This is a genomic window from Photobacterium sp. MCCC 1A19761, assembly GCF_037389125.1.
Taxonomy (GTDB): domain Bacteria; phylum Pseudomonadota; class Gammaproteobacteria; order Enterobacterales; family Vibrionaceae; genus Photobacterium.
Window position 1 is genome coordinate 178,052 of the sequence record NZ_JAZGTF010000002.1, and the last position, 14,793, is coordinate 192,844.

11 protein-coding genes are annotated in these 14,793 nt (G+C 55.1%); 6 read left to right on the forward strand and 5 right to left on the reverse strand.

The window, feature by feature from the left end; genetic code table 11:
* Positions 1–26: 26 nt before the first annotated feature.
* Positions 27–2,387, forward strand: a complete 2,361-nt coding sequence (locus VV869_RS03480; RefSeq protein WP_337733600.1) for a YgiQ family radical SAM protein — start codon at positions 27–29, stop codon at positions 2,385–2,387.
* 77 nt (positions 2,388–2,464) lie between these two features.
* Here the strand turns inward: VV869_RS03480 and VV869_RS03485 are convergent, their stop codons facing one another.
* Together VV869_RS03485 and VV869_RS03490 are read right to left on the reverse strand one after the other, a co-directional pair.
* On the reverse strand, positions 2,465–2,620 hold the full coding sequence (locus tag VV869_RS03485) for a hypothetical protein (RefSeq protein ID WP_337733601.1): 156 nt from the start codon (positions 2,618–2,620) through the stop codon (positions 2,465–2,467).
* 44 nt (positions 2,621–2,664) lie between these two features.
* Positions 2,665–3,408, reverse strand: coding sequence for a YggN family protein (locus tag VV869_RS03490; RefSeq protein WP_337733602.1), 744 nt, complete (start codon positions 3,406–3,408; stop codon positions 2,665–2,667).
* A gap of 337 nt (positions 3,409–3,745) precedes the next feature.
* Between VV869_RS03490 and VV869_RS03495 the strand changes: the two genes are divergently transcribed.
* Positions 3,746–4,228: a LabA-like NYN domain-containing protein gene (locus VV869_RS03495; RefSeq protein ID WP_261600241.1), complete on the forward strand. Its 483-nt coding sequence runs from the start codon at positions 3,746–3,748 to the stop codon at positions 4,226–4,228.
* A 1-nt stretch (position 4,229) separates the two neighbouring features.
* Here VV869_RS03495 and VV869_RS03500 read toward each other — a convergent pair whose 3' ends face one another.
* Positions 4,230–4,925, reverse strand: a complete 696-nt coding sequence (locus VV869_RS03500; RefSeq protein WP_337733603.1) for a cation transporter — start codon at positions 4,923–4,925, stop codon at positions 4,230–4,232.
* 169 nt (positions 4,926–5,094) lie between these two features.
* Between VV869_RS03500 and VV869_RS03505 the strand changes: the two genes are divergently transcribed.
* Positions 5,095–5,979 (forward strand): LysR family transcriptional regulator, encoded by an 885-nt coding sequence (locus VV869_RS03505; RefSeq protein WP_337733604.1) that lies wholly within the window; start codon positions 5,095–5,097, stop codon positions 5,977–5,979.
* A 188-nt stretch (positions 5,980–6,167) separates the two neighbouring features.
* On the forward strand, positions 6,168–6,863 hold the full coding sequence (gene aqpZ, locus VV869_RS03510; protein WP_337733605.1) for an aquaporin Z: 696 nt from the start codon (positions 6,168–6,170) through the stop codon (positions 6,861–6,863).
* A gap of 163 nt (positions 6,864–7,026) precedes the next feature.
* Here the strand turns inward: aqpZ and ydiJ are convergent, their stop codons facing one another.
* The gene (gene ydiJ / locus VV869_RS03515) at positions 7,027–10,116 is read right to left on the reverse strand and encodes a D-2-hydroxyglutarate dehydrogenase YdiJ (RefSeq protein WP_337733606.1); all 3,090 of its coding nucleotides are present in this window, start codon (positions 10,114–10,116) and stop codon (positions 7,027–7,029) included.
* 125 nt (positions 10,117–10,241) lie between these two features.
* On the reverse strand, positions 10,242–11,684 hold the full coding sequence (locus VV869_RS03520) for a phosphatase PAP2 family protein (protein ID WP_337733607.1): 1,443 nt from the start codon (positions 11,682–11,684) through the stop codon (positions 10,242–10,244).
* 178 nt (positions 11,685–11,862) lie between these two features.
* Here VV869_RS03520 and VV869_RS03525 point away from each other — a divergent pair, with 178 nt between their 5' ends.
* Together VV869_RS03525 and VV869_RS03530 are read left to right on the forward strand one after the other, a co-directional pair.
* Complete coding sequence (locus VV869_RS03525) at positions 11,863–13,506, forward strand: VRR-NUC domain-containing protein (RefSeq protein WP_337733608.1); 1,644 nt, start codon at positions 11,863–11,865, stop codon at positions 13,504–13,506.
* Positions 13,507–13,801: 295 nt separating this feature from the next.
* Complete coding sequence (locus VV869_RS03530; RefSeq protein WP_337733609.1) at positions 13,802–14,638, forward strand: pirin family protein; 837 nt, start codon at positions 13,802–13,804, stop codon at positions 14,636–14,638.
* Positions 14,639–14,793: the final 155 nt, after the last annotated feature.

Genomic DNA, 14,793 nt, shown 5'->3' on the forward strand with positions numbered 1-14,793 from the left:
AACATAAATGAAGTAACTGTAAGCAAATGATTTCAAACAAAATTAACGAGTACCCAAAATACTGGGCCGAATGTTACGGCACAGCACCGTTCCTGCCGACCACGCGTGCAGAAATGGACGCCCTCGGCTGGGACAGCTGTGACATCATTATTGTGACGGGCGATGCCTATGTCGACCATCCGAGCTTCGGCATGGCCGTGATCGGCCGCGTGCTGGAAGCCCAGGGTTTCCGGGTCGGGATCATTGCCCAGCCGGAGTGGGACAATAAAGACGCCTTCATGGAGCTGGGGCAACCAAATCTGTTCTTCGGCATCACCGCCGGCAACATGGACTCCATGATCAACCGCTATACCGCGGACCGTAAGCTGCGCCACGACGATGCCTACACGCCGAATAACGAAGGCGGCAAGCGTCCGGACCGCGCCGTGCTGGTGTACTCGCAGCGCTGCCGTGAAGCCTACAAAGACACGCCGATTGTGCTGGGCGGCATTGAAGCCAGCCTGCGCCGTCTGGCCCACTATGACTACTGGTCGGATAAAGTCCGCCGCTCGGTGCTGTTTGATGCCAAGGGCGATATTCTGCTGTTCGGCAATGCCGAGCGTGCCCTGGTGGAAGTGGCGCACCGTCTGGCCGGGGGTGAAGACATCGCTGCCATGACCGACATTGCCGGGACCGCGGTGATCCTGAAAGAGCGCCCGGAAGGCTACAAGGAAATCGACTCCAGCCGGATTGAGAAACCGGGCAAAGCGATGCCGATGCCGAACCCGTACGCCACGGAAGAAACCTGCGCGACCACCAAGAAAGCACAGGCTGAGGAAGAAGCGGCCAAGCCAATCACCATTCAGCCGTCGCGCCACGACTCGAAAACCACGGCGGTTCGCCTGCCGTCGTTTGAGAAACTGCGTAACGACCGCATCCTGTATGCCCACGCCAGCCGGATCATGCACCTGGAAGCGAACCCGTATTCTGCGCGTGCCCTGATCCAGCAACACGGTGATCGGGAACTGTGGGTCAACAAGCCGCCGATCCCGCTGACCACCGAAGAGATGGACTTCGTGTTTGGCCTGCCATACGCCCGTGTGCCGCATCCGAAGTACGGTAAAGCCAAGATCCCGGCATATGACATGATCAAAACCAGTGTCAATATTATGCGTGGCTGTTTCGGCGGTTGTTCGTTCTGTTCGATCACCGAGCACGAAGGCCGGATCATCCAGAACCGCTCGCATGAGTCGATCCTGAGCGAGCTGGAAGATATTCGTGACAAGGTGCCGGGTTTCACCGGGACCATTTCAGATCTGGGTGGCCCGACCGCCAATATGTACCGTCTGGGTTGTTCGGATCCAAAAGCGGAAGTGAACTGTCGCCGTCCGTCCTGTATCTTCCCGGAGATCTGTAAGAAGCTGGATACCGACCACAAACACACCATCGATCTGTACCGTAAAGCGCGCAAAGTCGACGGCATCAAGAAAATCCAGATCGCGTCCGGGGTTCGTTATGACCTGGCAATTGAGTCTCCGGAGTATATCCGTGAGCTGGTGACCCACCACGTGGGCGGTTACCTGAAGATTGCGCCGGAGCATACCGAGAAAGGCACCCTGGATCTGATGATGAAGCCGGGCATGGGCACTTATGACCGCTTCAAAGAGCTGTTTGAAAAATACAGCGCCGAAGCCGGTAAGAAGCAGTACCTGATCCCGTACTTTATCTCAGCGCACCCGGGCTCAACTGATGACGACATGCTGAACCTGGCGCTGTGGCTGAAGAAAAATGACTTCCAGTGTGATCAGGTTCAGAACTTTTACCCGTCACCGATGTGTAACGCTACCGCGATGTATCACTCGGAAACCAACCCGCTGAAGCGCGTGAAGTACAAGAAGCGTGAAGATCTGTTTGTGGCCAAGGGCGAACGTCAGCGCCGACTGCATAAAGCCTTGCTGCGCTATCATGATCCGGCCAACTGGCCGCTGATCCGCGAAGCGCTGGTAAGCATGGGCAAGAAGCACCTGATTGGTGACAAGCCACACTGTCTGGTCCCGGAAGCCGGCAGCGATGCCGAACTGACTCCGGCTCAGCGCCGCGGCTCCAGTCGCCACGGTGCCAAGCGTTTTGCGACCAAACACCCGAACCAACCGGATATCCGTAAAGACGGTCAAGGGAAGTCAAATGGCCGTCCCGGGAATCCGTCCCGTGGCACGCAAGGAAAAGCCAACACAGCCAAAGGCAACGGCAACGGCAACGGCAACGGCAACGGCAACGGCAACGGCAACGGCAAGCATGGTAATAGCGGCAAAACACAAGGCCCATCCAACCGCCCTGCCCGCCCGGGAAAACCGGCCGGCCAGCGCCAGAATGGTAAACCGGCCCGCAGCCGTTCCGCGGCCCGCTAAACCTTTCGCCAGAACTTGATAAAACACAAAGCCCGCACAAAGCGGGCTTTGTTTTATGCCAAACGGATGAAGGCCAGTCAGCGCATCAGCTCAATCGCCATCAGGTACGCCACCGCGCCAGCAATCACGACGCCCAAGGCAATCAGCAGCTTTTTCTGACGGCGCTCATCTAAGTATTTCGTCGCCAGATAAGCCAGCAACAATAAAACACCGATCACTGCGAATTTCAGCATGATTTTACTCCTGCGCCGTCAAATGAAACTGCCCTTCCGGGCCGTTAAATTTCAAACATCTGGTATGGTTTCAACTCCGGAACCACCCGATGCAACTGTTGTTCTTCTTCGGCTAGCCCTTTGATCGAATCACACACTTCCCCGGCTTTCTCTGCCACTTCTCCGGAGCGTTCGCGTACTTTCGCTTCAATGGCCGCTTTCATTTCACCGAACTGCTGTTGCAACTCAGAAAAGCTGATTTCACCGTTTTTCATTTTCTCGGTCAGGGCCGAAAACAGGTTCGACATCGACTCCACACTCACATGCTTCATCGCCTGCTCGAATTCCTGGCGCCAGTCAGTGTCTGCCGTTTCAAAGATGTTGGCCGGCATGACAAACTCTCCTTCCGGATAAAATTTATCATGGGCTTTCTGGCTGTAATCCGCAATCAGGGTTTTCACCCCGGCAAAGGACTCACCCGAGTCGAACCGGGACGACACTTCATTCATAATCTCTGACGCAATCCCGACACCATCGTCTGCAAGATCAGCCACTTTCGGTAAGTAAGTCTTCACTGCCTGACTGTAGGCTTCCACCGCCTGCTGCTGAACCGTATTCAATTCCAGCTGTTTGCCGTCTACAAAGACCTGGTTCTGCGCATCGATCCACATTTTGGCCTGGCCGCCCTGATAGACCGACACCTGCTCATCCGCAATATGGATATCGTGCTGGACATCAACCGGGCAGGTTTTCGCAAAAGCAGCGTTTGCGCTCAACAGGATAGCCGCTGCCAGGGCCGTTTTCATCATCGACTTTTTCAATGGATTTGCTCTCAACTTCGACAAGTTACCCTGCTAACTGTCACATGTTTTCCCTGCCGCGACAAGAGCCTACAAAATTTCCTTACAACATCCTGACGAATACCAATCGTCGTCAATCACTGTTCATCCTAGCTTGTGAAGATACTCGATAACTGTGTTAGGATTTTTGATTGTAGAATAACCACTTATCGAAAATCCTGCCTTGTTCTCAAGCATTTTTCCGACGCGATTTCTGATCAATGACTGACTGTGATTGGTATAGCTTGTATTTCAACCGATTCACAGGCACTCTTGCTGAGTTTATTCATTTACCTGCCGAGTTCCCGTGGAAAAAGTCGCTATTTTCGTCGATGTACAAAACATCTACTACACCGTGAAAGATACTTATGGCTGTAACTTTGATTACAACGCCTTCTGGGCTGAAGCAACGCAAGGGCGAGAAGTCGTTGCCGCGTATGCCTATGCCATTCATCGGGGCGACGAAAAGCAGCGGCAGTTTCAAAATATCCTGCGTGGTATTGGCTTCGAGGTGAAGCTCAAACCATTTATTCAACGCAGCGACGGCTCGGCGAAAGGCGACTGGGATGTCGGGATCACGTTGGATGTCATTGAGCATGCGCCGGAAGTGGATCGGGTGATTCTGCTCTCAGGCGACGGAGATTTTGATTTACTGGTAGATAAAGTGCGCTCGCGCTACCAGGCGGATGTTGAGATCTACGGCGTGCCGGCGCTCACTGCCAGCTCGCTGATTGATGCCGCCAGCCATTTTCGGGAAATCGAGCACACCCTGTTGCTCAACCGCAAGTAATTCATTCCGCTCCACTGTTCACCAGCTTGCCGGTCTGCGACTGACCGGCAACCGCGCCCCGTAAATCACGAAGCGCGCCATAGACCATCCGCAACGGCACAATCACAAAGTAAATCGACGCCACCACCACCATCACCGGATCAGCGTAGACCGCATATTCCGCCCAGGGCGTGAAACGCATCAGGGATGCCAGAATAAAGCCGATCATCACCGCGCCGCTGATCACCGTATCCATCAGCCACTGGTTAATCTCAGCAGTCACTAAACCCGATTGGATCTTTTTCCCCTGCGTGGCCATCACCCACATGGTTGCGAGACAGCCAAGCACATTCACCACCCCAAACAACAGGGCCAGTCCAGCATCAACTTCCCGGCCGCCATGAAGGATCGCCATCACCGCAGAGCTGAATGACAAGCAACACATCACGGTAATCACAATGCCTTTCAACGCAATCACCGCGGGTTCAATTATCGCAACGCGCTCCGGCTGCGCGGCGACCGCCGGGTTGCGGATATACGCCGCTGCAACCAGGGATACCAGGGTCAATGCCAGGCTGATGAAGGAATAAGCGCCGTCGAAAACGATCACTAACGACCCCATCCACAGCCCGAGGCCAATCCCCATCAGGGCAAACATCAAGGAGGAAAATGTGGAGAACTGCAGTAACCGGCGTTCTAATTGTATATTGGTCAACATAACTACCTCTGACAAACCGACATATTTTTCGTCGGATATCTCGAATCTGATCACACAGCCGTAAGGTTACCTGATGATAGTTGGTTGATATAATCACTGAGCGCCGACTTTTTCGTCGCTAAAGCAAATAAATTTTATTCATGACACGAATCATTTAAGCGGAGCCAATGTGAAAATCAGCCAGGTCGAGATGTTCATCCATACCAGCCAGAGCGGCTCCATTGCGGAAGCGGCGAGAAAACTCAACAAAAGCCGCACCACCGTCAGCGCCGCCCTAAGCGCATTGGAAGATGATTTGGGCGTCCAGCTACTCACCCGCTCCGGGAACAAAGTGATCCTGACCGAGATCGGGGAAGCCATTGCCAATGATTGCGAGCGACTGCTGCAAATCAGCAAAGATATTCAGGACAAATGCCACCAGCACCTGAATGGCGTCGAAACCAGCCTGCGAATTGCCCGGGATGATGCCCTGCCGGAAGTCCTGTGGCGCCAGTTGATCCAAGCGATGAGTGAACGCTTTCCCAACACCAGTATCTCGATTTATGTCGCGCCGCCGCCGGAACTGGAGCAGATGGTGCAGGAAAATATTGTGGATGTGGCGTATACCCTGCTCGCAGATGATCACCGGATTTCGCAGCTGTCGCAAAATAAACTGGGGCAAATCCGGATGATGTCTGTCGCCCATCAAGACCACCCACTCGGGCGGCTGCGTCAGGTCAAACGCAGCGATATGGATCGCTACACTGAGGTTGCGCTGGCCTATATTGACGACGAGAGCCTGAAAGCTTTTACGCCGCGGGCCAGCAACTTTATCGCCCTGCCTTTCTTTGAACACATGCGCGATGCCGTGCTGGACAATACCGGCTGGGCCTATGTTCCGGCGCTGCTGATCAATGAGTATTTACGGGAAGGCACGCTGAAGGTACTCAAATACAATCAGGCGATGAGCTGGCAGTCTTATGGGGAAATCATGAAAAGTGACAGCCGTCCGGGGAGCGTGATCCAGTGGCTTTCCGATCAGTTGGCGGACTATCTGCTCGAAGCAAATCATTAATCTCATTCCGGTTCAGCTCACCGGCTTGGCTCTTTCCAAGCCTTCAGTGGCGTTCACAACTGCCGCTCAATGTCAGGCATTCGGCAGATAAGCCGGGAAGGCAGTGTTTTGTAGCAAGAATGACGCATCAGGCAGTGAATAAAGATGGCTATACTTCATCTCACTTTTGCTTGCCTGAGGTATTCAGCATGCTCAAAAAACTGGTGGCTGAGCTGATCGGAACATTTTGGCTGGTACTCGGGGGATGTGGCAGTGCCGTGATCAGCGCAGCCTTTCCTGAAGTGGGTATCGGGTTATTGGGCGTCTCATTTGCCTTTGGCCTGACCGTCGTGACCATGGCCTACAGTATCGGCCATATTTCGGGATGCCACTTAAACCCAGCAGTCACGCTCGGGCTCTGGTCCGGCGGGCGCTTTCCGGCCCACGAAGTGATTCCCTATATCGGGGCCCAGGTCCTCGGCGGTATTCTCGGCGCGGCCGTATTGTACTTCATCGCGAGTGGTCAACCGGCATTCGACCTCGCCGGTGGATTGGCTTCAAACGGCTATGGCGACCACTCTCCCGGTTATTACAGTCTGGGCACTGCTTTTCTGACTGAGTTCGTGATGACCTTTATGTTTCTGATCGTCATTCTCGGTGCAACTCACAAACATGCCACGCCTGCCAATGCCGGACTCGCGATCGGGCTCGCCTTAACGCTGATTCACCTGATCAGCATTCCGGTCACCAACACTTCGGTCAATCCAGCCCGCAGTACCGGCCCGGCAATTCTGGTCGGAGACTGGGCGCTGAGCCAGCTGTGGTTATTCTGGGTCGCCCCGCTCTTTGGCGCTCTGATCGCCGGCTGGGTGTATAACTGGCTATCCCCCAATCCGAAAGATTAACTCTGACCAGCGCTCCCTAAAAAACAAGGCGACTGCCTGTAAAAGCAGTCGCCTTGATCGTTTGGTGAGCAGCAAACATTGCTGTCACTTCGCTAACTTGTCATCCGGCATGCTTGTCACAGACAACCCGCCAGCCTGATGCAAGCCCGTTGGTTTGGCCGGGTTAACCCGCCTGGTTTGCCGGCACAGGGTTGGCCCTGGCGACCTGCAGCAATACCTGAACCGGGTGTTTCATCCGGATATGCTCAAACCGCTTCACCTGACTGCGGCACGAATAGCCGGTTGCCATACAACGCTCGGTATCGAGTTGCTCTAAGTTCGGCTGCCAGCTCAGATCGTAGATCCCGCGGGACATCGACAGCTTGTCTTTTTCATGACCGAAGGTGCCAGCCATGCCGCAACATCCCACCGAAACCGGCATCAGGTTCGCCCCGAACCCGGCAAAGATCTGCGCCCACTCTTTTTCCGCATTCGGCATTTTGGTTTTTTCAGTACAGTGCGCAAACAAGTACCAGCGATCCGCCTCGCGCATCGACCGGGCCGGGAGCGACGGCAACAGCGGCAGCAGCCATTCATGTGCGGTCATCACATGGAAGTCGCCGCGGGTCTCCCCCAGCACTTCTTGATATTCATCGCGATAGCACAGCACCAGTGCCGGATCGACCCCGACCAGCGGGATCCCAAGCAGGGCCAGCTGGTTGAGGAAATCTGCGGTATTGCGGGCGGTTTTGGCAAACTGACGCAGGAAGCCTTTCACATGCTGCGCCTTGCCGTTCGGTTTAAACGGCACCAGCAGCGGTTTTTTGCCGAGATTTTCCGCCAGCAGGACAAAATCACGTACTACTTCAGCGTCGTAATAACTGGTAAACGGATCCTGAACAATCAGCACATAATCTTCACGCTCCTGCGCCGACAGGGCTTGTAGCCATTGCAGATCAAACCGGGTCGCATGGTGGCCGTCGAGCCCTTCCAGCAAGGTCGGGACCGACAGCGGCGGCATGTCGACGTAACCGATGGTTTTCTCGGTCAGCTTTTTCGACCACGACGGACGCATCAGGGCATTGAAGGTCACCGGGGCCTTGGCCATCAGCGGCAGATAGTTTTCGACATACGCTACCAGGTAGTCCTTGGCCGGACGCTGGTAACGGCTGTAGTAGAGATTCATAAAGCGGGAGCGGAAGCTCGGCACATCCACTTTAATCGGGCACTGACTGGCGCAGGCCTTACAGGCCAGACAGCCGTTCATCGCGTCCATCACTTCATGGGAGAAATCATACGTCTGCTTGCCGGCACCGAAGGTATTTCTAAAGCGGTCGATGATTTGCTTCACCGACGGGGTGCGGCTCATCAATTGCTCTTCGAGCTTCACCGGATCGATCCCCTGCTCGGCCAGCAGTCGCAACCACTCACGGACCAGCCCGGCCCGGCCTTTCGGCGAATGGCGGCGATCGGCTGTGATTTTCATCGACGGACACATCGGCGAGCTGGTGTCATAGTTAAAACACAACCCGTTGCCGTTACACTCCATCGCGCGGCTGAAGCTGTCGCGGACTTTCACCGGAATTTGGCGGTCAAAGGTACCGCGTTTCACGCCATCGACTTGGACCAGCTCGGCATCACTGTCCAGCGGGGTACAGATTTTCCCCGGGTTCATCCGGTTATCCGGGTCGAATGCCGCTTTGATCCGCCGCAGCTCAGTAAACAGCTCGTCGCCGAAAAATTCCGGGCCGTATTCAGAACGGTAGCCTTTGCCGTGCTCGCCCCACATCAGGCCGCCGTATTTGGCCACCAGCGCCACCACCTGATCGGAAATCTCCTTCATCAGGCGTTCCTGCGCCGGATCGCACATGTCCAGCGCCGGACGCACGTGCAGCACCCCTGCATCAACGTGGCCGAACATTCCGTAGTCGAGTTGCTTTTCGTCCAGCAGCTGGCGGAACTCGACAATAAAATCGGCAAGGTTTTCCGGCGGCACACAGGTATCTTCAGCAAACGGCACCGGCTTTTTACTCCCTTTTGCTGCACCCAGCAGGCCAACCGCTTTTTTGCGCATGGTGTAAATTTTCTGGATCCCCGCCAGATCATCACACACCTGATAGCCAATCACCCCACTCTCGCCGCGAGCCATCAACACATCGAGCTGCGCGCACAGCGCCTCAACCTGACGACGGTTTTCCGCCGGATCATTACTGGCGTACTCGACCATGTTGATCCCGAGCAGGGTTTTCCCCGGTACATCCGTCAGCAAATCGCTGACGGTATGCCAGACGATATCCTGCTTGGCCAGATTTAGTACCCGCGAATCCACCGTCTCCACCGACAGCGCCTCCGCTTCGACCATCATCGGGGCATTGCGCAGCGCCGAATCAAAACTGTCGTACTTAATGTTGACCAGGGTGCGGGATTTCGGGATCGGGGTAATATTGAGTTTTGCCTCGGCAATAAACGCCAGCGAGCCTTCCGCGCCGCACAGTAGGCGCGCAATATCAAACTGCGACATCGCCTCATCGTAGCCGTGCTTGAGGTCATACCCGGTAAGAAAACGGTTCAGCGGCGGGAATTTATCGAGGATTTGCTGACGCTTGTCGCGACACACCTGCGCCGAAACCCGCAGCGCCCGGGCTGCAAAATCATCGCCCTGGCTTTGTGCCGCCAGCGCTTGCTCAGTCAAAGGCGCGGTGTCGAGCACAGAGCCGTCCACCAGCACCGCTTTGAGCGCCAGCACATGATCAGAAGTTTTACCGTATTTCAGGGAGCCCTGACCGGACGCATCGGTGTTAATCATCCCGCCGATGGTGGCCCGGTTACTGGTCGAAAGATCCGGCGAGAAGAAGAAACCGTGGGGACGCAGTGCATCATTGAGCTGATCTTTGATCACCCCGGTTTGCACCCGAACCCAGCCCTCTTCCGGGTTCACTTCCAGGATTTGGTTCATGTGGCGAGACAAATCAACCACGATCCCCGGGGTCAGTGATTGCCCGTTGGTGCCGGTACCGCCGCCCCGGGCGGAAAAGGTGATGGTCCGAAACTCTGCCTGCTGGCCGACTTGGCCAATTCGCACCAAATCTTCGGTCGAGCGCGGCAGCACCACAGCCTGCGGCAGTTGCTGATAGACACTATTGTCGGTTGCAACCGCCAGGCGGCTGGCATAACTCTGCTCAATATCGCCGGTGAACCCGACTTGTTCTAATGCATGCAGATAAGACAGTACGACATCGTCGATACTATTCTGATGGGTCAATACAGGTAACATTGCTCTCCTTGTCCAGTATCACCGCCGTTCCCTACGGCTACTGGCCTCTCTTATAGAAATCGTTTGCCCTCACTTTACCGCACTCCAAATTTGAAACAAAGCGTGACATCGCGCACGGCGCTAAATCAGTGAGGAATCCTGGCGATCCGTTCCTGACGGCGGATGATGACGGATGACGCCCCCACCAGCCACATCAACGCCAGCGCCCAGCCGATGGCCCGGATCACCAACACCATGGCATTGACCGAACTCTGGTCGGAAATCATTTCAGTCACCAGCATCACCAGGCTCACTCCCACCACAGAGGCCACCAGAATTTGCCATCGTGTCGACATGGTCGGGATACTGGTAGGTGCCGGCAGTTGATCGACCATCAATAAAAGCCCCACCAGCCCGGCAAACAGATAAGTATGATCCGGTGCCTGGGTCAGCACCGCAATCAGACCGCAAATCAAAGCGCTGATAAACCAAAATCCGCGACTGACGACCACTGCCGCCAGCGGGAAGCGTTGCGCTGACTGCCACCACAGAAACAAGGCCAGTAACACCAGGCCCAGAAGAATACTCACCACAGTATCACTGATGAAATGCACGCCATACCAGACCCGGGCCAGTGCTTGCCCGCCGATCAGGAGCGGTAATAAACAGAAGGTGCCCCACCGGATCACCGGGCCGACCCGATGGCTCAGCCAGGACCAGCCCATGCCCCACAACACGGTCGTCATCAGCGTGTGACCGCTGGGAAGGCCGTATCCGTACGCATTGACCTTTTGAAGCTCCGGCATAATGTCTGAGGGACGCGGCGAGCTCACCCCCAACTTAATCAATGAACTGGTAAACATCGTTAGCATCAGGATGACTAACAGCTGTAACATAGCACGGGGACCAAACCAGGCCGTCACCCCCACAACCAGTAAGGCGAACACCAGGGCTTCACCCGGCAGGTTCAACCCCCACATCAACCATTCAAACCCCTGTTCGAGCGCCGCAGGCAACGAACGCGTCCAGTTCTGGAGCGCTTCGATCCATTCCAGCTCAAGGCGGTGATAGGAGTTCGCATGTTGGGCCAACACGGCATAGACTTCGGCATCACTGGACGGGGTCTGGGCCAGCCATTGCGGCAAACTGCTGACATCGTCAGGGTAACGGTACTGCTTTTCGGTCAATGACGTCGGATCGACTAAGTAAACCCGGCGCACTTCTTTGGCGTAGTGTTCGGCAAACCAGGAGGCCACAATCGGATGGCCGGACCGATCCTGAAAAGAAGATACCAGGATCGGCGTTTTAGCCACGCAGCTGAAAATAGCAGCCCGTCCCCGGTAAGTGATTAAATGTTGAACTTCAACCTCAATCCCGGTTTCTTCTAAAGCCTCTCTGGCCGCCGCCTGGGCGGCCGTTTCGCCGGTATCAATATAGCCTCCCGGCAGTGACATTTTTCGAACAATGGCTTCAGAGAACATGACAAGTTGATTATCATGGCGGATAACACAAGAAGCACCGAGCAGCTCGGATGGCGGATTACTGGTATGTTGTAAGGCGGCAAAGGTATTTGCGGATATGGCGATCATACCCAGTGCAAATATGAATAAATATCGAAATACAGAAAATAGACAGGCAAACACAGCAAACCTTTCCCCAAACATTTCCCCCATCATATCAGCTCGCCGGGGAATGTCCTACTTGCGACATTGTTTTTATTAAATATAACAACAAGATATAAGATATCAACCGGTGACAGGACCCACCATGACGCCTATTGAACTTGCACCTGACTATTACCTGCACAACTTTCGCCGACTACTCGACACGGTCGATCAGCGTTACCAGGATTTGCTCAGTGACGACGAGTCACATTGGGTCACCCAGTTTCGAAGACTTACCGCCCAAGCACAGATGTTGTACGTCCGCCTGTTGTCTCGCAAAGGTGAGTTTTTCCGCCTCGCTAAGCTCAATTACCCGGAAATCGGTGCTTTGGGGCCTGCCGCCCAAGCCCTGGCCGATCTGGGCCTGATTGAGTGGCACCAGGACGCGTGGCCCACCGATCAAATAGCCTCTTTATTTACCAAACCTGAACTGCTGAGCCGGTTTCCGGCGCTGTCGCCTTTCAAGCAGGCCCGCAAACCGCAACTGCTCGAAGCGCTGGCGGCACTAGAACCCACCCCGGAAGATTTCGGAGACAATATTCTGCGCATCTGCCATCAGCAGCATCTCAGCACATTCCTGCTGCTGTTTTTCGGCAATCGACACCAGGATCTCAGCCAGTTTGTACTGACGGATCTCGGTCTGCATCAGTTTGAGAATTATCCGGTTGATCGCGACAGCCGTTTATTTACGGAACGCCAGCAGATTGAGCAGTGGCTGATGTTATCGGATCTCAGCGACCAATACTGGCAAGCAAAAGATCGCAAAGATCCTGAGCCGATCCCCGCCCTGGCCCACCAGCTTCCCGCAGCGTTTAGCTGGTTGCCGCTGGAACGCAGACGGCAGAAACTGATCAACCTGATCGCCCGTGACCTGGAGCGAACCGAACACTTTGATACGGCCCTGGCACTGTTTCGCCAGAGTGAGCTACCCCCTTCACGGGAGCGTCAGGCACGGATGCTGGACAAGCTCGGCGATCCGGCCAGCGCCCTGGCTCTGGCCCGGCAAATGCGGTTGGCACCGCACAATGAAGAAGAAGCGGATGTGGCGGCCCGGTTGGAGAAAAAGCTTTGCTGCCAGCTCAACCATCCGTTTGAGCCCGTCGCTGAACCGGATATTACAGAGAGCCACCTCCAACTGGCGCCCACAGGCCAGCGGGTCGAGCTGGCAGTTGCCGAGTATTACACCGCGCAGGGCTGGCAAGTGTTTTATACCGAAAACAGCTTGCTGTGCGGCCTGTTTGGCCTGGCCTTCTGGGACATCATCTTTGCGCCGGTTCCGGGCGCCTTTCTTAATCCGTACCAGCGCGCACCCCGGGATATGTTCCAGCCCGATTTTACCCAACAACGTCAGGTGCAAATCCAACAACGACTGCACGACATTACGCAGGGTCGCTGGCAGCACTGGCACCGCGTCTACGGGGAAAAATACGGCCTGAGCAATGACTGGGTCAATTGGCCGCTGCTCCCGCCGGAGCTCCTGACCCTGAGTACCGCTTGTTTTTCCGGCCCGTTACTGGCCCGGCTGTTTGAGCGGATCCTGTTTGATCCACGGAGCAACCGCGCCGGTCTGCCGGACCTGATCCTGTTTCGATCCGGCCAATACCTGTGGGTTGAAGTCAAAGGTCCCGGTGATAAATTGCAAAGCAATCAAATTCGTTGGCTGAAAACCTTTGCCGAGTTAAATGTCCCGGCGCGCGTCGACTATGTCCGCTGGAACAATGATGCCGATGAGCCGGATCAGGCGTAGTCGACTGGTGGTCGAAACGGCTCAGGATAAAGTATGAAATCCGGGACAAAAAAATCCCAAAAAAGCGGGATTTTCCACCGCATCGCTTGAGCAAATCAGAAGGGAAGGTCTAAGATTTAATCAATAAAATACGCAACTATACCAGACTGATCAGGACGGAGATCCGAGCTGTCGTGATCCAGCCCGTCAGATTGTTATTGCGGCCTGAGCGCAACCAAAACAGGCACGCATCAAGATTTGCAGGCAGTTCAAATCCAACCTCTGAATCAGTCGCAGTGGTACGTGGTATTTGGACATGAAAAATACGAAAACGATCAACAAAATCCGCTATGGTCACCGATCCGGCGCGATCACCGCCTTCATCAATCCGGACGACATGTATGAGCTCGATCCCTTCGTCCTGTGGGATCACTTTGAAGCCAAGGAAGTCGTCCGCTCCACCGGCCTCGATTACCACGGCCATTCCGGCATTGATGCTATTAGTTACCCTGTCACTGGGAGGCTTCGACATCATGACTCCGCCGGCAGCCATGTCACCCTCAACAGTGGTGATATTCATGTCATGACCTCCGGAAACGGCATCATTCATCAGGACACCATGACGCCGCAGGACGGCCGGGTCGAATCATTCAGTTTATGGACCGCACTTCCGGCGGGACAATCTGAAATGGCTGCAGCCTCCAGCGTCAATATTACCTCCCAGTGTATCCCGCTGGTCGAAGAGACCGACTCGACAACCAAGGTCCTGATCGGCCAATACAAAGACGTGATAAGTCCGGTGCCCTACAGCATTCCGGTCACGTATCTGGATATTATGATCACCCCCTACGGCTGCTGGCGCTTTGAGCCCGATGCCAAGCAAACAACCGGCTTTCTCTATGTTCGCTCCGGGATGATCTACATCAACGGCAATCAGCTCCACCCGCACCAGATGGGCACCCTGTATCCTTCTGCCCTGCCGCTGGAAATCAAAACCGGTCGGCTCGGCGCGCGGTTCTTCGTCACCTTAGGGGAACCGCTGCACCAGCATTTTGTTTCATCGGGTAGTTCGGTGCACTCGACAGCCGCCAACCTGGTAACCGGGGCCCGACACATTGCCGAGTTGCTCGCCGCACGCAAAGCCGGACATTAACGAATCCTGTGGGCTCCAAGGGAAAGAATCAGCGATCAATTCCAGTTCGACAGTGAGGCGGTATGGGGAAGTTCAGGCAGTATTGCAACGAATGGACAATGTGCCGCTACCATCCACATTTTTCAAAACCCCGATGGCGATGTTTTCTCCGCACG